Annotated in this window: 16 protein-coding genes; 5 read left to right on the forward strand and 11 right to left on the reverse strand. The window is 73.2% G+C overall.

The window, feature by feature from the left end; translation table 11 throughout:
* Positions 1-54 precede the first annotated feature (54 nt).
* From K7B10_RS32080 to K7B10_RS32105, 6 genes are all read right to left on the reverse strand, one after another.
* The gene (locus tag K7B10_RS32080) at positions 55-1,290 is read right to left on the reverse strand and encodes a histidine kinase (protein ID WP_229341719.1); all 1,236 of its coding nucleotides are present in this window, start codon (positions 1,288-1,290) and stop codon (positions 55-57) included.
* Entirely contained in the window at positions 1,287-3,071 is a 1,785-nt protein-coding gene (locus K7B10_RS32085) for a sodium/solute symporter (protein ID WP_229341721.1), read from the reverse strand. The genes K7B10_RS32080 and K7B10_RS32085 overlap by 4 nt, the downstream gene beginning before the upstream one ends.
* 116 nt (positions 3,072-3,187) lie before the next feature.
* Positions 3,188-3,463 carry a hypothetical protein gene (locus K7B10_RS32090; protein ID WP_229341723.1) on the reverse strand — a complete coding sequence of 92 codons (276 nt, stop codon included), beginning with the start codon at positions 3,461-3,463 and terminating at the stop codon, positions 3,188-3,190.
* Positions 3,464-3,688: 225 nt separating this feature from the next.
* Complete coding sequence (locus K7B10_RS32095) at positions 3,689-4,534, reverse strand: LytR/AlgR family response regulator transcription factor (RefSeq protein ID WP_229341724.1); 846 nt, start codon at positions 4,532-4,534, stop codon at positions 3,689-3,691.
* Between the two features lie 131 nt (positions 4,535-4,665).
* Positions 4,666-5,631 (reverse strand): SCO0930 family lipoprotein, encoded by a 966-nt coding sequence (locus K7B10_RS32100; RefSeq protein ID WP_229345563.1) that lies wholly within the window; start codon positions 5,629-5,631, stop codon positions 4,666-4,668.
* A gap of 124 nt (positions 5,632-5,755) precedes the next feature.
* Positions 5,756-6,739 carry a GDSL-type esterase/lipase family protein gene (locus K7B10_RS32105; protein ID WP_229345565.1) on the reverse strand — a complete coding sequence of 328 codons (984 nt, stop codon included), beginning with the start codon at positions 6,737-6,739 and terminating at the stop codon, positions 5,756-5,758.
* A gap of 417 nt (positions 6,740-7,156) precedes the next feature.
* On the opposite strand from K7B10_RS32105, the gene K7B10_RS32110 reads away from it, so the two are divergent.
* Together K7B10_RS32110 and K7B10_RS32115 are read left to right on the forward strand one after the other, a co-directional pair.
* Positions 7,157-8,626, forward strand: coding sequence for an amino acid transporter (locus K7B10_RS32110; RefSeq protein ID WP_229341726.1), 1,470 nt, complete (start codon positions 7,157-7,159; stop codon positions 8,624-8,626).
* Positions 8,627-8,636: 10 nt separating this feature from the next.
* On the forward strand, positions 8,637-9,092 hold the full coding sequence (locus tag K7B10_RS32115; RefSeq protein WP_030871775.1) for an Lrp/AsnC family transcriptional regulator: 456 nt from the start codon (positions 8,637-8,639) through the stop codon (positions 9,090-9,092).
* Positions 9,093-9,173: 81 nt separating this feature from the next.
* Here K7B10_RS32115 and K7B10_RS32120 read toward each other — a convergent pair whose 3' ends face one another.
* A complete protein-coding gene (locus tag K7B10_RS32120) occupies positions 9,174-9,491 on the reverse strand; it encodes a WhiB family transcriptional regulator (protein ID WP_229341728.1) in 318 nt (105 codons plus the stop codon).
* Positions 9,492-9,643: 152 nt separating this feature from the next.
* A complete protein-coding gene (locus tag K7B10_RS32125; RefSeq protein ID WP_229341743.1) occupies positions 9,644-10,360 on the reverse strand; it encodes a GNAT family N-acetyltransferase in 717 nt (238 codons plus the stop codon).
* A 445-nt stretch (positions 10,361-10,805) separates the two neighbouring features.
* Between K7B10_RS32125 and K7B10_RS32130 the strand changes: the two genes are divergently transcribed.
* From K7B10_RS32130 to K7B10_RS32140, 3 genes are all read left to right on the forward strand, one after another.
* Positions 10,806-11,180, forward strand: coding sequence for a glutathione S-transferase family protein (locus K7B10_RS32130; RefSeq protein WP_229341745.1), 375 nt, complete (start codon positions 10,806-10,808; stop codon positions 11,178-11,180).
* 168 nt (positions 11,181-11,348) lie between these two features.
* Positions 11,349-12,149: a carbon-nitrogen hydrolase family protein gene (locus tag K7B10_RS32135; protein WP_229341753.1), complete on the forward strand. Its 801-nt coding sequence runs from the start codon at positions 11,349-11,351 to the stop codon at positions 12,147-12,149.
* 51 nt (positions 12,150-12,200) lie between these two features.
* A complete protein-coding gene (locus K7B10_RS32140; RefSeq protein WP_229341755.1) occupies positions 12,201-13,898 on the forward strand; it encodes a flavin monoamine oxidase family protein in 1,698 nt (565 codons plus the stop codon).
* 78 nt (positions 13,899-13,976) lie between these two features.
* Here K7B10_RS32140 and K7B10_RS32145 read toward each other — a convergent pair whose 3' ends face one another.
* From K7B10_RS32145 to K7B10_RS32155, 3 genes are all read right to left on the reverse strand, one after another.
* Positions 13,977-14,618, reverse strand: a complete 642-nt coding sequence (locus K7B10_RS32145; protein WP_229341764.1) for a DUF5995 family protein — start codon at positions 14,616-14,618, stop codon at positions 13,977-13,979.
* A gap of 92 nt (positions 14,619-14,710) precedes the next feature.
* Positions 14,711-16,138, reverse strand: coding sequence for a uracil-xanthine permease family protein (locus tag K7B10_RS32150; protein ID WP_229341766.1), 1,428 nt, complete (start codon positions 16,136-16,138; stop codon positions 14,711-14,713).
* Between the two features lie 64 nt (positions 16,139-16,202).
* Positions 16,203-17,417, reverse strand: coding sequence for an MFS transporter (locus K7B10_RS32155; RefSeq protein ID WP_229341768.1), 1,215 nt, complete (start codon positions 17,415-17,417; stop codon positions 16,203-16,205).
* Between the last annotated feature and the right edge of the window lie 30 nt (positions 17,418-17,447).

Below are 17,447 nucleotides of genomic sequence, written 5' to 3' on the forward strand. Positions count from 1 at the left end.
GCCCCGGCAGTCGGTTTCGCGCCGCTGCCAGGATGGCACGCGCCGCGGGCCCGGTCAGTAGCGGGGCGGATGCTGTCCCGGCCCCGAACTGTGCACCCCCGCACGGTACTTGGGTATCCGCAGGGAGATCTTCATGCCCGCGCCGACCCCCGTCTCGATCACCGGGCCGTACGCGTCCCCGTACACCTGCCGGATCCGCTCGTCCACGTTCGTCAGCCCGATGCCCGACGAGGAGCCGCCGTGCTCCCCGGCCAGGATCCGCCGCAGCACGGCCGGGTCCATGCCGACCCCGTTGTCCTCGATGGTGATCAGGGCCTCCGCGCCCGCGTCCCGGGCGGCGATGGTGATCAGACACTCCTCGGTGGAGTCCTCCAGCCCGTGCTTGACGGCGTTCTCCACCAGCGGCTGCAGGCACAGGAACGGCAGCGCCACCGGCAGCACCTCGGGCGCCACCTGGAGGGTCACCTTCAGCCGGTCCCCGAACCTGGCCCCGGCCAGGGCCAGGTACTGCTCGATGGAGCGCAGCTCCTCGGCGAGCGTGGTGAACTCGCCGTGCCGCCGGAAGGAGTAGCGCGTGAAGTCGGCGAACTCCAGCAGCAGGTCCCGGGCCCGCTCGGGATCGGTACGGACGAACGAGGCGATCGCCGCCAGGGAGTTGAAGATGAAGTGCGGGGAGATCTGTGCGCGCAGCGCCTTGATCTCCGCCTCCATCAGGCGGGTGCGCGAGCGGTCCAGCTCGGAGAGCTCCAGCTGGACGGAGACCCAGCGGGCCACCTCCGTCGCGGCCCGCACGAGCACCGCCGACTCGCGCGAACCGTAGGCCACGAGCGCACCGAGCACCCCGTCCTCGCCGGTGAGCGGGGCGAACACCGCCCATTTCAGCGGGCAGTCGGGGCGGGTGCACTCGGTCCGCACGCTCATGCTGCGGCCGGAGTCCAGCATGACGGCGACCCGGGCCATCGCCCGCCGCTCGTGGTGGTCGGCGCCCGGTCCGTCCCAGGCCAGCACGGACCGCCGGTCGGTGAGGCACAGGGCCTCCGTGCCCAGCAGCGAGCGCAGCCGCTTCGCGGCCTTGCGGGCGGCGTCCTCGGTGAGCCCGGCGCGCAGCGGGGGAGCGGCCAGCGAGGCGGTGTGCAGGGTGTGGAAGGTGGCCCGCTCCACCGGCGTGCCGAGGTCCAGGCCGCCGGCCCGGTCGCCGCGCCGTGCGTGCAGGCGGCCGCCGGCCCAGCCGAGGCCCAGCAGGAGCACCGCGCCGGCCACGGCCAGGGCCGCGAGCACCGCTCCGGTCACGGAGCACCGCCCGCGCGGGCGCCGGGACCGGGGCCGGCCGCGGACGGGGCACCCGCAGCGGGATCCGCCCCCGCCCCCGTCACGCTCTCCGGCAGGTGCAGCCGGGCCAGCGTCGCCGCCGTCCCCGCCGGGATCCGCGACCGGGTGGCCAGCGATACGAGCACCATCGTCAGGAACCCCAGCGGCACCGACCACGCCGCCGGCCATGCCATCAGCGTGTGCACCCATCCCGCCGGGGGCAGCCCCGCCCGGGTCGCCACCACCGCTCCCAGCGCCGCCCCGCCCCCGGTGACCAGCCCGGCCACCGCACCCGGCGGGGTCAGCCCGCGCCACCAGATGCCCAGCACCAGCAGCGGGCAGAAGGACGAGGCCGACACCGCGAAGGCCAGCCCCACGGCGTCCGCCACCGGCACGTCCGTCAGCAGCACGCTCCCGCCCAGCGGCACCAGCATCGCCATCAGCACCGCGATCCGGAACGTCCGCACCCCGCGCGTCGCCAGGACGTCCTGGTGCAGCACCCCGGCCACCGCCATGGTCAGCCCCGAAGCCGTGGACAGGAACGCCGCGAACGCGCCCCCGGCCACCAGTGCCCCCAGCAGATCGCCGAGCACCCCGCCCACCATCCGCTCCGGCAGCACCAGCACCGCCGCGTCCGCGTCCCCGGTCAGGGCGAGTTCCGGGGCGTAGGTCCGGCCGAGCACCCCGTACACCGGCGGCAGCAGGTAGAAGAAGCCGAGCATCCCGAGCACCACCAGCGTGGTGCGGCGCGCGTCGCGGCCGTTCGGGCTCGTGTAGAAGCGCACCGCCACGTGGGGCAGGCCCATCGTGCCGAGGAAGGTCGCCAGCACCAGCCCGTACGTCGCGTACAGGCCGAGCGCGGGCCGCCCCCCGTCCATCGGCCGGGACCAGCGGGGAGTGTTGCGCCCGGACGTCGCACGGGTCTGCGGAACCGGGGTGTCCGGGGCGAACTCCAGCCGCGCCCCGGCCCGTACGGAGTGCTGCCCGGGCTCCAGCGTCAGCGGGGCGGCCGTGTGGCCGCGCCCGTCCACCCGCCCGGTGACCTTCAGCGAGAGCGGCGCGTCCAGGGTCAGCCGCACGTCCTCGGCGAGCGTGACGACGGTGTGCTCTCGGAAGACCGCCGGCGCGTCGAAGGAGGCGCGCGGCGCCCCGTCCCCGGCCCATGCGGCGAGCAGGAAGAAGGCGGGCACCAGCAGCGCGGTGAGCTTGAGCCAGTACTGGAAGGCCTGCACGAAGGTGATGCTCCGCATCCCGCCGGCCGCGACGGCCGCGGTCACCACGAACGCGACGACCACCCCGCCCACCCAGTGCGGGGCACCGGTCAGGATCTCCAGGGTCAGTCCGGCGCCCTGGAGCTGCGGCAGCAGGTACAGCCAGCCCACCCCGACCACGAACAGCACCGCGACCCGGCGCACCGTCTGCGACTCCAGCCGGGCCTCGGCGAAGTCGGGCAGCGTGTACGCCCCCGAGCGGCGCAGCGGGGCCGCCACCAGCGCCAGCAGCACCAGGTACCCGGCGGTGTACCCGACCGGGTACCAGAGCATCTCGGGCCCCTGCAGGAGCACCAGCCCGGCCACCCCGAGGAAGGAGGCAGCGGAGAGGTACTCCCCGCTGATCGCCGCCGCGTTGAGCCGGGGCCCCACCGTCCGCGAGGCGACGTAGAAGTCGGAGGTGGTCCGCGATATCCGCAGCCCCAGCGCGCCGACGAGCACCGTGACCAGGACGACGACGGTGACCGCGGTCAGCGCGTACGTCTGGTTCAAGGCTCGGTCCTCATCGCCCGGGGGAGGGGGTACCGGAGTCTACGCAGGGCCGCGGAGCCCGCAACAGACGCGAACCGGGCCGATCCCCACCCCTTCCACCGGCCGAAAAGGGGGTGTCAGTGCGCGGGATCGCGGTGTTCGGCGCAGTCGCGCAGGGCGATCTCCAGTTCCACGTACGAGTCTTCGGCGCGGCGGAAGGCCAGGGTCAGGGCGGCCTCGGCGCGGGGCGGGAGCTGCCGGCGGACGCCCTCGTTGGCCTCGTACAGGACGTCGGCCCAGCGGGCGGCGGCGCTGCGCAGGCGGGCGAGCAGCAGTTCGGCCTCGGCGGGGCCGGCGGGCGGGGTCCGGGGCAGTACGGCCAGCGCGTCGAGCAGCGCCTGGATCTCGGCCATGCGCACCCCCCAGCTCGTTCCCGGCGGGCTCCACCATAGGTCCGGGGCCGGCCGGCCGCGGGCGGCGGGGGCCGCGGTGCGACCGACGGCAGGGGTGGGGCGCCGTACGTCCCGTTCGGTGCGACGAACGGCGCCCGCGCACGCCGGACGGTCGGCGGTCCGCCAGGGGGTGTCGTGCCGATCGGGCCGCACCCCGCGAGCCCGGCCCGATCGGCAGGACAGTCCTCAGCCGGTCGCCTGGCGCATCAGCAGGTCCCGTAGCTGGCGGGAGTGGCGGCGGCTGACCTGGAGCTCGGCGGATCCGACGCGGACGCTGGTGGTGCCCGCGTCCAGCCGGAGCTCGTCGATCCGGCCGAGGGCCACCAGGTGGCGGCGGTGGATGCGGACGAACCCGCGGGCCGCCCAGCGCTCCTCCAGCGTGGAGAGCGGGATGCGGACCAGGTGGCTGCCCTCGTCGGTGTGCAGGCGGGCGTAGTCGCCCTGGGCCTCGACGTACGCGATGTCGGCGATCGCCACGAACCGGGTGACGCCGCCCAGCTCGACGGCGATCTGGTCCGCGGTGCGGTCGGCGATGGTGACCTCGGGGGCGGGGCGGCGCTGCGGCGGGACGCCCGGACCGGCCGGGGCGACCGGAGCGGTCGGGGGCCCCGCGGACTCGGGGGGCTGCGCGGCGGCGGTCCGGCCCAGCTGGGCGCAGGCCCGGCGGACGGCCTCGGCCAGCCGCTCCGGGCGTACGGGCTTGAGCACGTAGTCCACGGCCTTGAGGTCGAAGGCCTGGACGGCGAAGCCCTCGTGGGCGGTGACGAACACGATCAGCGGCGGCCGCGCGAACCCGGCCAGCAGCCGGGCGATGTCCAGGCCGGTCAGTCCGGCCATGTGGATGTCGAGGAAGACCACGTCGATGCCGTCGGGCCCCTCGGGGCCGGTCTCCAGGGCCCTGGTGATCCGCCGCAGGGCCTGCGTGGCGTCCGAGGCGCCCTCGGCGCTGAGCACCCGTGGGTCGGAGCGCAGGAGGTAGAGGAGCTCCTCGAGGAGCGGCTTCTCGTCGTCGACGGCCAGTACGCGCAGCATGCGGTGGAGTGTAGGGACGAGCGCGCCACGGCGGAACGGGTGCGCGGCCCGCCTGCCGGGGGGAGTGGGCAGGGGGCCGCGCGGTTCCGGATGTGGGGGAGGGGATGGGGGGAGCGGTCAGGGGCCGGTGATCAGGAGGTGGTGATCAGCTTGCCGTCGGGGGACACCGCGTACCACGTGCCGCCGACGCCCTGGCCGTTGATGTCGCCGGCCTTCTTGTCACCCGTGAAGGTGTAGACGGGCCAGCAGTCGATGGCCTGCTGCTTCTTGCCGTCGGGGCGGTCCAGGACCGAGTAGCCCTTCTCCACGATGCCCTTGGCGTTGGCCTTGTCCACCGGGGGCACCACGGGCCACTTCGCCACGCAGTCGCCGGTGCAGTTGGAGGCCATCGGCCAGGCGGTGTCCTTCTTGAAGCGGTAGACCGTCATCCCGTTGCCGTCGACGATGTGCTCGCCGAGCTTGGGGTCCTTGGCCACGGTCAGTGCGCCCGCGGCCTCGCCCGCTCCGGCCGGCGCGGCCGGTGCCGCGGCCTTCGCGGCCTTCTTGCCGTCGGGGGCCAGGGCGAACCAGGTGCCGCCGACGCCCTGCCCGTTGGTCTCGCCCGCCTTGGTGTCCTTGCTGTACCGGTACACCGGCCAGCCGGCCACCGTCAGCTGCTTGCTGCCGTCGGTGCGCACGACCTCGCCCAGCAGCGCCGCGTCCATGCCCGCGGCTGCGGTGGCGTCGCCGGCCTGTACGGCGGGCCAGGCCTTCGCGCAGTCCCCGTCGCAGTTGGACTTCGGCGGCTTGGCCGTGTCCTTGTCGAAGCGGTAGAGGGTGAAGCCGGCGCTGTCGGTGAGGAGGGCGCCGATCTGCTCGTTCTGGGCGATGGCCAGCTGTCCGGCACCCTTGGCGTCCGCGCCGGCGGCGGCTCCCGCGCCGGAGTCGGAACCGTAGTCGGAGCCGTAGGCGCCGGCGCCGGAAGCGGCGGCGGGAGCCTGGGCCGCGGCCCCGGCCGGCTTCGCGTTGCCCGCCGTGTCGTCCCCGCCGCAGGCGGTGGCCGTCAGGGCGACGACGACTGCGACGGCGGCCAGGGTGGTTCCGCGCTTGATGCCCATCTTGATCTCTCCCACGTGTGGTGTCTCCGTGTCCGCCGCCCGTCTCCGGTGCGTCGGCAACTGTGCTCAGGACACGCCCTGTCGGGGTCGATCCGTTCAAGCGGATTCCTGTGGTCTGTTTCACTCACCCCGGACCGAACGCGGAGCGCCGCAGAGCCGTGACCACAGCGAGGCCGAGGACTTGGTGTCCGGAGTCGTTGGGGTGCAGACCGTCCGCCAGGTGCTCCGGACCCAGCAGGTCACGGCCCGGAAGCAGGGCGAGGCGGTCGTCCCCGGCGGCGATCCGCTCGCGGGCCGCCCGCTCCATCGCGTCGCGCAGGGCGCCCAGGGTGGCGCCGAGCCGGTTCGGGGTGCGCTCGGCGTCGGGCCGCAGTACGGGGGAGACCAGCAGCAGCGGGGTCCGTGGATGCCCCTGCCGGACCAGCTCGAGGAAGGCGCGGGTGGTCTCGTACAGCAGCGGCGCCGAAAAGGGCACGCGGGACCAGCAGTTGGTGCCGAACGCGAGGGTGAGGACATCGGCGGGCAGAGCGGCGATCTGCTCGGCGGTGGCGAGTTCCCCGCGGGCGGCGCCCGCGTACCCGAGGTTGACCGTGTCCCAGCCCAGCGCCCGCCCGGCGACCGCGGGCCAGCCGTGGGCGGGCCGGGTCGCCCACCAGCCCTCGGTGATCGAGTCGCCGTGCACCACCCAGCGCGGGCCGGCCGGAGCCGGGGTGACGGCGCCGCCGATCCCGCGCAGGCCGAGGATCAGCGGGGACTGCCCCTCCGGCGGGTGCAGGGTGAACGGTCCGCTCCCGCCGCCCAGTTCGATCCGTACGACGGCCTCCGCGGCCGGCTCGGTCCAGACCTCGCGGACCACCCCGTGCCGGTCCCACAGCGCGAAGCCGTGCGCGAGGTCGCGCAGCGCGTCGGTGGGGCCGGGCACGGTCGCCCGGTAGCGGATCTCCACGGCGTGCGCCGCGTGCGCCGTGAACTCCAGGCGCACCCCTATCGGCAGGGTGGCCCGCTCCCCGGTGTCCCACGGCAGCCGCATGCCGTCCTGCGGGTCGGCCCGGACCGGGCGCCCCCCGTCCAGCCAGGCGACCCCGCGCAGGAAGGGCCCCGGATCCAGCCAGTGCGCGTGGGTGCTCTCGGTCCTCTCGGTGCTCTCGGTCCTCTCGGTGTTCTTCGCGTTCTCGGCGTTCTCGGCGTTCACGGCGCGCCTCCGGTCGTCGGTCCCGGCGGGCATGCTCCGGCAGTTCTGATGAGGAGTCAACGAAGGAGACAAAGGGGGCGTACGCACTGATCGATCATCCGTGCGCAACAAAGGACCATCCAGGACAGATCCGCGCAACGATCGTGCGGCAATGTGCAAGGATGGTGCATTACGGGCGGTATCACTCAGCTCGTAGGCTCACTCGCTGTACGTGGAGTGGCGCGGACCGCCTGCTCGGCGGTCCCCCATGCCCAGGCTTCCTTGTCTGTGTCCTGCCCCGGACCGCTGCGGTCGATGCCACAGTCCCCATCCGCAGTGTCAAAGGAGTCCCTCGTGCTCGAAACCGGCCAGGCGCCACCGCTCACCTCCGAGCCCCGCAAGCCTGTGAACCCTCTGCTGCGCCGCAAGCCGGTCGAGCAGATGGTCGCCGAGGGCGGCCAGGGCGAGGGCGGCAACCTGCGCCGCTCGCTCACCATGTGGCAGCTGACCATGATCAGCATCGGCGCCACCCTGGGCACCGGCATCTTCGTGGTCCTCGGCGAGGCGGCTCCCAAGGCCGGTCCCGCCGTCACGATCTCCTTCGTCATCGCGGGCCTGACCGCCCTCTTCTCGGCGCTCTCCTACGCGGAGCTGGCCGGATCGGTGCCGGTCTCCGGCTCCTCGTACTCGTACTCGTACGCGACCATGGGCGAGTTCATCGCCTGGGTCTGCGGCTGGTGCCTGGTCCTGGAGTACGCCGTGTCCGTCGCGGCGGTCGCCGTCGGCTGGGGCCAGTACCTCAACGAGCTGCTCGACGGGACCATAGGCGTCACGATCCCCGACGCCGTGTCCGCGCCGCTGGGCGAGGGCGGCTTCATCAACCTGCCGTCGCTGGTCGTCGTCCTGCTCGCCATGGTCTTCCTGATGCGCGGCGCCAAGGAGAGCGCCCGGATCAACACGATCATGGTCGCGGTGAAGATCGTCACCCTGGTGCTCTTCATCGGCATCGGCGTCATGGGCATCAAGTCCGGCAACTACGCCCCGCTGGCCCCGCTCGGCATCACCGGCATCAGCGCCGCCGCCTCCACGCTCTTCTTCTCGTACATCGGCTTCGACGCCGCCTCCACCGCCGGTGAGGAAGCCAAGAACCCGAAGAAGGACCTGCCCCGCGCGATCATGCTCTCGCTGGGCATCGTCACCGTCCTGTACTGCCTCGTCGCCTTCGTCGCCGTCGGCGCACTGCCCTGGAAGGACTTCGAGGGCACCGAGGCCGCGCTGGCCCAGATCATGACCAACGTCACCGGTGACAGCTTCTGGGGCGTCGTCCTCGCCGCCGGCGCCGTCGTCGCCATCGCCTCCGTCGTCTTCGCCGTCCTCTACGGCCAGACCCGCATCCTCTTCGCGATGTCCCGCGACGGCCTCGTCCCCAAGGTCTTCGCCAAGGTCGACGAGAAGACCGGCGCCCCCCGCGCCAACGTGGTGATCGTCTCCCTCTTCTGCGGCGCGCTCGCGGCGTTCATCCCCCTGGGTGAGCTGGCCAACGCGACCAGCATCGGCACCCTCTTCGCCTTCGCCCTCGTCAACGTCGCCGTGGTGATCCTGCGCCGCACCAAGCCCGACATGCCGCGCACCTTCAAGGTGGCGCTCTTCCCGGTCACGCCGATCCTCGGCTTCCTCGCCTGCGGCTACATGATGTACAGCCTGCCGACGGCCACGTGGATCGCGTTCGGTGTCTGGATGGCCGTCGGCCTCGTGGTCTACTTCCTGTACGGCATTCGCCGCTCCCGACTGGCCACGGCAGAAGTGGCCACAGCAGAAAAGTGATCCACCCGCAGTGCGACTGAACGATCTCGACGAACGCATCGTGCACGCCCTCGCCGAGGACGCCCGCCGCTCCTACGCCGACATCGGCTCCGAGGTCGGGCTCTCGGCCCCGGCCGTGAAGCGTCGCGTGGACCGGCTGCGGGCCGAGGGGGCCATCACCGGCTTCACCGTCCGCGTCGACCCCGCCGCCATGGGCTGGGAGACCGAGGGCTTCATAGAGATCTACTGCCGCCACAACACCTCGCCGGACGACATCCGGCGGGGGCTGGAGCGGTACCCGGAGGTGGTGTCCGCGTCGACCGTCACCGGCGACGCCGACGCCGTCGTCCAGGTCTTCGCCTCCGACATGCGGCACTTCGAGCGGGTGCTGGAGCGCATCGCGGGCGAGCCGTTCGTGGAGCGCACCAAGTCCGTCCTGGTCCTCTCCCCGCTGCTGCGCCGCTTCACCTCGGGCGCACCGGCCTGACCGCCACCCCCTCGAACACCGCTGCGCCCCGGCATTCCGCATGCCGGGGCGCAGCCGCGTCCGGGGTCCCGCGGGTGGCGTTCAGCGGTGCCCCGCGCCCGCGTGGGCCGCAACGGTACGGCGGCCGGTCTGCCCCGGCAGGGCCCGGCGCTCCTCCTCCGTCAGCCCGCCCCAGACCCCGAACGGCTCGCGGGTCCGCAGCGCGTGCTCCAGGCACGCGGCACGCACCGGGCAGACCGCGCAGACCCGCTTCGCGGCCTCGTCGCGGTCCTCGCGCTCCTCGCCCCGCTCACCGGCCGGGTGGTAGAAGCGGCCCGGCCCCAGATTCCGGCAGGCGGCCCGCAGCTGCCACTGCCAGTGGTGGTGGGCCGAGCCGGGCAGGCGTGAGACGTCGTTCATGGCGGGTCCTCTCGGTTCCTTTCGTGTGCATGGGATTCCCCGCGTGTGACCGCTGAGCGCCACGCGAAACCTGCCGGCCCTGCCTCCGGCCCCGTGCCCGCCCCCCCGTGCCCCTTCTCCCCTCCCGGTGCGCCGCTCTGCGAGGTCGCGCGTCAGGCAGCCCCGTCCGGGGTGCGGACGCCCATGAAGAGCGGGCGGCGGCGCAGCGTGAAGCCCATCGACTCGTAGAGGGCGACGGCCCCCGTGTTGCCGGCCGCCGCGTGCAGGAACGGGCGCTCGCCGCGCTCGCGGATGTCGGCGGCCACCGCCCTGATCAGCCGGCCCGCGAGTCCCTTGCCCCGGTGGTCGGGGTGCGTGCACACCGCGCTGATCTCCGACCAGCCGGGCGGGCGCATCCGTTCCCCCGCCATCGCGACGAGCCGGCCCTCGTGCCGGATCCCGAGGTACGTGCCCAGCTCGACGGTGCGCCGGGCGAAGGGCCCCGGCTTCGTGAGGCCGACCAGCTCCAGCATCTCCGGTACGTCGGCCGGCCCCAGCCGGACCGCCCCGGGCGCGGCCTCGGCCCGTACCGCCCCGCCGTCCAGCTGGACGCCCGGTATCGAGTCCTCCGTCGTCCACCCCGCGGGCGGGGTCGGCAGGCCGGTGATCCAGACCGTCGTGCCCGGGCCGGCCAGCGCGGCCAGGTCCGCCCAGGCCGCCGGGTCCTCGGGATCCGCGAGCGCGACGAACGGCGAGGTGTCGGCGACGTACCGGGCCGCGAGCCCCCCGGGCCCGGTCTCGGCGAAGGCGCTGCTCGGGCCGGTCAGCGCGGCCCAGACCGGATTGTCGAGGACGTGCACGGGCGTTGCCGTTTCGGTGTCGGGCGCCATGGGGTCGGGAACTCCTTCCCTCGGGAACGGCCACGGGGCCGTCCCCCACCTTCTTGACGGCCCCGCGCACCGCCACGAGACTGCTGGTGACGACGGTCACGAGAGTCAGCGTCCGTCGCGGGCGGGTTTATGCCCCAAGGGCGGGACGGAGTCGGTGGACATGGCCAGGACGGTGCGCGCACGGGCGCGGATCCTCCGTGGCTGGTGGCTGACCCGGCGCCTGCACATCGACCTGCTGCGCGTGCGCAGCGCCTTCCGCGCGAGCGCCTGAGCCTCCTCCCGTACGCCGCGCGAGGCCTCCCCGGCGGTCCCGCCCCGGTCGCAGGGCGACCGTGGTTCCCCGGGTCCCCGCGCCGCGTACGCATCCCCGCGCCGACTCCGTGAACCCGGCCCGCCCCGCGCCGCCGGGAGGTCCGCCACGCCCCGCGCCGTCCCCAGGAGAGTCATGCTGCCCATGGTCCTGCCCCGAACCGGTCCGGCCCTCGTCCTGCGCGGCCGCATCGGCGCCGGCTTCTCGCCCGTGCCGAACCGCTACCGCCTCTACCTCGCCGCCGACTGTCCGAGCTCCCTGCGCGTCGCGGCCGCCCTCGCCCGGCTGGGCCTGGAGGACTCCGTCGCCACCACCGTGCTCGGCACGCCCGCCTCGTACGCCGCACTGCGCCGGGCCTACGAGGCCGTCGGACACCACTACGACGGCGCGCTGGCCGTCCCCGCCCTGTGCGACACCTGGAGCGGCCGCGTCATCGGCAACGACACGGACGATATCCTCGACGACCTGTGGCGACTGCGCGCCCACCCGGCCTTCCGTGCCGACACATAGCCCCCGGCGGGAGGGGAACCCACAGGTCCCGCGCAACGAATCGCCGACTGCTCCCGAAAACACGCAACGAATCGATGCGCGGAGCGCAACAGTCATGGCTTGTCGGCGTCGAACGGGTGAACGTACCTTCAATAGGACCCACTCCCCTCCTGCCACAGAGGTACGCCCATGCCCCCGCTGCGCACCGCCCTCCTCCAGAGCTCCGGACGGCTCGGCGACACCGCCGAGAACCTGAAGGCGCTCGACGAGGCCGCGCAGCGCGCCGCACAGGCGGGTGCCGGGCTCCTCGTGACCTCGGAGATGTTCCTGACCGGCTACGCGCTGGAGGTCCGGGAGGTCGCCGACCTCGCCGAGGCCGCCGACGGCATGTCGGCCCGCGCCATCGGCGAGATCGCCCGCCGCCACGGCGTCGCCGTCCTGTACGGCTACCCGGAGCGCGACGGGGACACCGTGTACAACGCGGCCCAGCTCATCGGCCCCGACGGGGTCCGGCTCGCGAACTACCGCAAGACCCACCTCTTCGGCTGCTTCGAGCAGGACGCCTTCACCCCCGGCGACACCCCCGTCGTCCAGGCGGACCTGAACGGCCTCCGCATCGGCATCATGATCTGCTACGACGTGGAGTTCCCCGAGAACGTCCGCGCCCACGCCCTGGCCGGCACCGACCTCCTCCTGGTGCCGACCGCGCAGATGCACCCGTTCCAGTTCGTCGCAGAACAGCTCGTCCCCGTACGGGCCTTCGAGAACCAGATGTACATCGCGTACGTCAACCGCACCGGTCCGGAAGGCGAGTTCGAGTTCGTCGGACTCAGCTGCCTGGCGAGCCCCGACGGGGTGACCCGCACCCGGGCCGGGCGCGGCGAGGAGCTGGTGATCGGCGAGGCCGATCCCGAGCTGCTGCGCGCGTCGCGCGAGACCAATCCGTACCTGCGCGACCGCCGCCCCGGGCTCTACGACTCCCTCGTCTGAGCCCCGCCAGCGCCCTCCCCCCTGCCCCACCCCCGCAAGGAGCCGTACCCCATGACGTCCACGGTGCCCACCACCGCCGTCCCGCACAGCGACGGACAGCCGCCGATCACCATGTTCGGCCCGGACTTCCCGTACGCGTACGACGACTTCCTCGCCCACCCCGCGGGCCTGGGCCAGATCCCGGCGACCGAGTTCGGGACCGAGGTCGCCGTCATCGGCGGCGGGCTCTCCGGCATCATCTCCGCCTACGAGCTGATGAAGATGGGCCTCAAGCCCGTCGTCTACGAGGCGGACCAGATCGGCGGCCGCCTGCGCACCGTCGGCTTCGAGGGCGCAGGCACCGAGGGCCTGACCGCGGAGATGGGCGCCATGCGCTTCCCGCCGTCCTCCACGGCGCTCCAGCACTACATCGACCTCGTGGGCCTGGTCACCGAGCCCTTCCCGAACCCGCTCGCCGAGGCCACCCCCTCGACGGTCGTGGACCTCAAGGGCGAGACCCACTACGCCGAGACCATCGCCGACCTCCCGCAGGTCTACCGCGACGTGTCGGCCGCGTGGAACGCCTGCCTCGACGAGGGCGCCGACTTCTCCGACATGAACCAGGCGATGCGCGAGCGGGACGTCCCGCGCATCCGCGAGATCTGGGCGAAGCTCGTCGAGAAGCTCGACGACGAGACCTTCTACGGCTTCCTCTGCAAGTCCGAGGCCTTCCAGTCCTTCCGCAAGCGCGAGATCTTCGGCCAGGTCGGCTTCGGCACGGGCGGCTGGGACACCGACTTCCCGAACTCCATCCTGGAGATCCTGCGCGTCGTCTACACCGAGGCGGACGACCACCACCGCGGCATCGTCGGCGGCTCGCAGCAGCTGCCGCTGCGCCTGTGGGAGCGCGAGCCCGAGAAGATCGTCCACTGGGCGCAGGGCACCTCGCTGTCCTCCCTGCACGACGGCACCCCGCGTCCGGCGGTGACGCGCCTGCACCGCACGGCCGGCAACCGCATCACGGTCACCGACGCCGACGGCGACATCCGCACCTACCGTGCCGCGATCTTCACGGCGCAGTCCTGGATGCTCCTGTCGAAGATCGCGTGCGACGACACGCTGTTCCCGATCGACCACTGGACGGCGATCGAGCGCACCCACTACATGGAGTCGTCCAAGCTCTTCATCCCCGTCGACCGGCCGTTCTGGCTGGACAAGGACGAGGAGACGGGCCGCGACGTCATGTCGATGACCCTGACGGACCGCATGACCCGCGGCACGTACCTCCTGGACAACGGCCCGGACGCGCCGGCCGTCATCTGCCTCTCGTACACCTGGTGCGACGACAGCCTGAAGTGGCTGCCGCTGTCCGCGAACGAGCGGATGGAGGTCATGCTGAAGTCCCTCGGCGAGATCTACCCGAAGGTCGACATCCGCCGCCACATCATCGGCAACCCGGTGACCGTGTCCTGGGAGAACGAGCCCTACTTCATGGGCGCGTTCAAGGCCAACCTGCCGGGCCACTACCGCTACCAGCGGCGCCTGTTCACCCACTTCATGCAGGACCGCCTCCCCGAGGACAAGCGCGGGATCTTCCTCGCCGGCGACGACATCTCCTGGACGGCGGGCTGGGCCGAGGGTGCGGTCCAGACGGCACTGAACGCGGTCTGGGGCGTCATGCACCACCTCGGCGGCACCACGGACTCCACCAACCCCGGCCCGGGCGACGTCTACGACGAGATAGCCCCGGTCGAACTCCCGGAGGACTGACCCACCCGGTCCCTCCGCCCATGACCACGGGCCGCCCCCGCGCCACGAGCGCGGCGGCGGCCCGTTCTCATGCCCCGCTCAGGAGGTCGGGGTGAGGAGGCAGCGGCCCACCAGGCCCACTCCGGCGTCCAGGGAGTCCGTGAACTCCTCGGCCAGGTCGGGGGAGCGGCGCAGGGTCCACAGGAGGCGGGCCGCCGACCAGGCGGCGCCACGGGCGCGGTCCAGGCTCCACGAGCCGAGCAGGTGCGTCAGCGGGTCGGCGATCTCCAGCAGGTCCGGGCCCGGCATCAGGTCCTCCCGGATGTGCTCCTCAAGGGAGACCAGGGTGTCGCCGACCCGGTCGAAGTCCGCCTCCAGGGCCCGTGGGTCGCAGTCCAGGGCCCGGCAGGTGGCCACCACCGCCAGCGCCAGGTCGTGCCCGATGTGCGCGTTGATCCCGGCCAGGGCGTGCTGGAGCGGCCGGATCCCCGGGTGGCGGCGGTACTGGAGCAGCGGGCGCCAGCAGGCCGGGGCCCGGTCCGCCTCCACCGCCGTCAGGTACCGCTCCGCGAACCGCACGCTCAGCGCCTCCGCCCGCCGCGGCGCCGGGAACTCCCCCTGGGAGATGCGCGCGTGCAGCGTCTCCGTCACCGTCAGGTACACCCGGTTGAAGACGGCGACACCGTCCTGTGCGGGGAGCAGCTCGTCCAGGGCGCGCATCCGCGCGAGTACCGCTTCCATGGAGGGCAGCGTCGCAGCAGGGAGCGCGGATCCGGGGAACTTGGCCGTGTGCTTCCCCGGTTCGGGCGAACCCGGCCCGTTCGCCGGCCCCCTCAGGGGCGGTCGTCCCGGGCGGCCCCGCCACCGGCTCCCTCGCCCGCGTCGCCGCGGTCCGAGTCGTACGCCGACGTGCCCGCGTCGAGCAGCGGCTCCTGCCGCTTCAGGTGGGCGGGTGCGAAGTACCGCAGCGCGTGGTAGCCCGTGATCACCACGATCGTGCCGAGCGCGATGCCGCCGAGCTCGAAGCTGTCCGTGAGCTGCAGCTTCACCCCGCCGATGCCGATGATGATGCCCGCCGCGGCCGGCACCAGGTTCAGCGGATTGCGCAGGTCCACCCCGCCGTTGATCCAGATCTGCGCGCCGAGCAGGCCGATCATCCCGTACAGGATCACGGTGATCCCGCCCAGCACCCCGCCGGGGATCGCGGCGACGACCGCGCCGAACTTGGGGCACAGGCCGAAGAGCAGCGCGAAGCCGGCCGCCGCCCAGTAGGCCGCCGTCGAGTACACGCGGGTGGCCGCCATCACGCCGATGTTCTCGGAGTACGTGGTGTTCGGCGGACCGCCCACCGCCGTGGACAGCATCGACGCGGCGCCGTCCGCCGCGATCGCCGTGCCGAGCTCGTCGTCGAGCGGGTCTCCGGTCATCTCGCCGACCGCCTTGATGTGCCCGGCGTTCTCGGCGATCAGCGCGATCACCACCGGCAGGGCGATCAGGATCGCCGACCACTCGAACTGCGGCGCGTGGAAGGAGGGCAGACCGATCCAGTCCGCCGTGCCGACCCCCGAGAGGTCGAGCCGCCAGTGGTCGACGGCCGCCTCCCCGCCCACCGTCGAGTGGATCTTGCCGAAGAGCAGGTCGGAGATCCAGGAGATCCCGTACCCGAAGAGCAGCCCGAGGAAGATCGCGATCCGCGACCAGAAGCCCCGCAGGCAGACCACGGCCGCCCCCGTGAACAGCATGGTCAGCAGCGCCGTCCACTGGTCCTGCGGCCAGTACGTCGAGGCCGTCACCGGCGCCAGGTTGAAGCCGATCAGCATCACCACCGCGCCCGTCACCACCGGCGGCATCGCGGCGTGGATGACCCGCGCCCCGAAGCGCCGCACGGCGAGTCCGGCCAGGAACAGCGCCACCCCGACCACGAACACCGAGCCCGTGACGACCGCGCTGTCCCCGCCGCTCGCCCGGATCGCAGCGGCGACGCCCACGAAGGAGAGGGAGCAGCCCAGGTACGAGGGCACCCGCCCGCGCGTCGCCAGCAGGAAGATGGCCGTCGCGACACCCGACATCATGATCGCCAGGTTCGGGTCCAGGCCCATCAGGACCGGCGCGACGAAACTCGCCCCGAACATCGCCACGACGTGCTGGGCACCGAGCCCCGCGGTCCGCGGCCACGACAGCCGCTCGTCCGGCCGTACCACCGCACCGGGGGCGGGGGTCCGCCCGTCTCCGTGCAGGGTCCAGCGCAGGCCGAGGCCCATGTTTCCACCACTTCCGTCGAACCGATTGATCAAGCATCCGGGCCGCAGGGCAGCCTTCGCAATGCTACGGCCGGATAGCTGCTGGTTCGTCCCGGTCCACCGGCGCCGCCCCGGCCGCCACCGGCTTCTGCCGCAGTACGGCCGCCCCCACGACCAGCGCGAACGCGAGCAGCGTGACCAGCCCGAAGGACACCACGAGCGAGGTGGCGTCCGCCACCGCGCCGATCGCCGACGGCGCGATCAGCCCCGAGGTGTACGTGATCGTCGCGACGCCCGCGATGGCCTGGGCCGGGGCCGGCCCGCTGCGCGCGGCGGCCGCGAAGGCCAGCGGGACCACCACCGCGATGCCGAGCCCGATCAGCCCGAAGCCCGCGATCGCCACCCCCGGATTCCCGGCCGCCACCACGAGCACCCCGCCCGCGGTGGCCAGCAAGCCGCTCGCCCGGACCGTGGGTACCGCGCCGAACCGGTCCACCACCCGGTCCCCGACGAGCCGGGCGAGGGCCATGGTGAGCGCGAACGCGGTGGTGCAGGCGGCCGCGAGGCCGGCGTCCGTGTCCAGTACGTCACGCAGGTAGACCGCCGACCAGTCCATGCTCGCGCCCTCCGCGAAGACCGCGCAGAACCCGATCGCCCCGATCAGCAGCGCGGACTTGGGGGGCAGCGCGAAGTGCGGCGGTGCCTCCGCCCCCGCGGCGCTGCGCAGGTCGAGCACCCCTCGTACGGCGACCAGCCCGGCAGCGGTCAGGGCGAGCGCGGCGACCAGGTGGTGCAGCCGGGCGTCGGCCCCGGCGTGTGCGGCGACCGTGCCGGCCGCCGAGCCGATCAGCGCGCCCACGCTCCACATGCCGTGCAGCGAGGACATGATCGAGCGGCCGAGCCGGTTCTCGGTCTCGACGCCCAGCGCGTTCATCGCCACGTCCGCCATCCCGGCCGTGGCCCCGTAGACGAACAGGGCGAAGCACAGGGTGGCCAGGTTCGGGGCGAGGCTCGGCAGGATCAGGGACAGGGTCCACAGCACCAGCAGCCCGCGCAGTGCGGGGCGGGCTCCGAAGCGGTGGTTGATCCGGCCGGCCAACGGCATCGCGATCGCCGCGCCCAGGGCGGGGAAGGCGAGGGCGAGGCCCAGGGTGCCCGCGCCGAGGTGGGCGTGGTCCTGGATCCAGGGGATGCGGGTGGCGAAGGAGCCCGTGACGGCCCCGTGGGTGCAGAAGACGGCGGCTATGGCGAAGCGGGCATGGCGCAGGCGCGCCGGGCTGAGGTCTGTTTCCCCTGTCATGGAATTAAACTATCAGGGACCCTGCCTGAT

Source organism: Streptomyces flavotricini, from assembly GCF_020639365.1.
Taxonomy (GTDB): domain Bacteria; phylum Actinomycetota; class Actinomycetes; order Streptomycetales; family Streptomycetaceae; genus Streptomyces; species Streptomyces flavotricini.

Bases quoted from the DNA above. Each gene is read 5' to 3' on its own strand.
- K7B10_RS32090 (WP_229341723.1), bottom strand. From the start codon at position 3,463: ATGGCCGAGATCCAGGCGCTGCTCGACGCGCTGGCCGTACTGCCCCGG.
- K7B10_RS32095 (WP_229341724.1), bottom strand. From the start codon at position 4,534: ATGCTGCGCGTACTGGCCGTCGACGACGAGAAGCCGCTCCTCGAGGAG.
- K7B10_RS32100 (WP_229345563.1), bottom strand. From the start codon at position 5,631: ATGGGCATCAAGCGCGGAACCACCCTGGCCGCCGTCGCAGTCGTCGTC.
- K7B10_RS32120 (WP_229341728.1), bottom strand. From the start codon at position 9,491: ATGAACGACGTCTCACGCCTGCCCGGCTCGGCCCACCACCACTGGCAG.
- K7B10_RS32125 (WP_229341743.1), bottom strand. From the start codon at position 10,360: ATGGCGCCCGACACCGAAACGGCAACGCCCGTGCACGTCCTCGACAAT.
- K7B10_RS32130 (WP_229341745.1), top strand. From the start codon at position 10,806: ATGCTGCCCATGGTCCTGCCCCGAACCGGTCCGGCCCTCGTCCTGCGC.
- K7B10_RS32135 (WP_229341753.1), top strand. From the start codon at position 11,349: ATGCCCCCGCTGCGCACCGCCCTCCTCCAGAGCTCCGGACGGCTCGGC.
- K7B10_RS32140 (WP_229341755.1), top strand. From the start codon at position 12,201: ATGACGTCCACGGTGCCCACCACCGCCGTCCCGCACAGCGACGGACAG.
- K7B10_RS32145 (WP_229341764.1), bottom strand. From the start codon at position 14,618: ATGGAAGCGGTACTCGCGCGGATGCGCGCCCTGGACGAGCTGCTCCCC.
- K7B10_RS32150 (WP_229341766.1), bottom strand. From the start codon at position 16,138: ATGGGCCTCGGCCTGCGCTGGACCCTGCACGGAGACGGGCGGACCCCC.
- K7B10_RS32155 (WP_229341768.1), bottom strand. From the start codon at position 17,417: ATGACAGGGGAAACAGACCTCAGCCCGGCGCGCCTGCGCCATGCCCGC.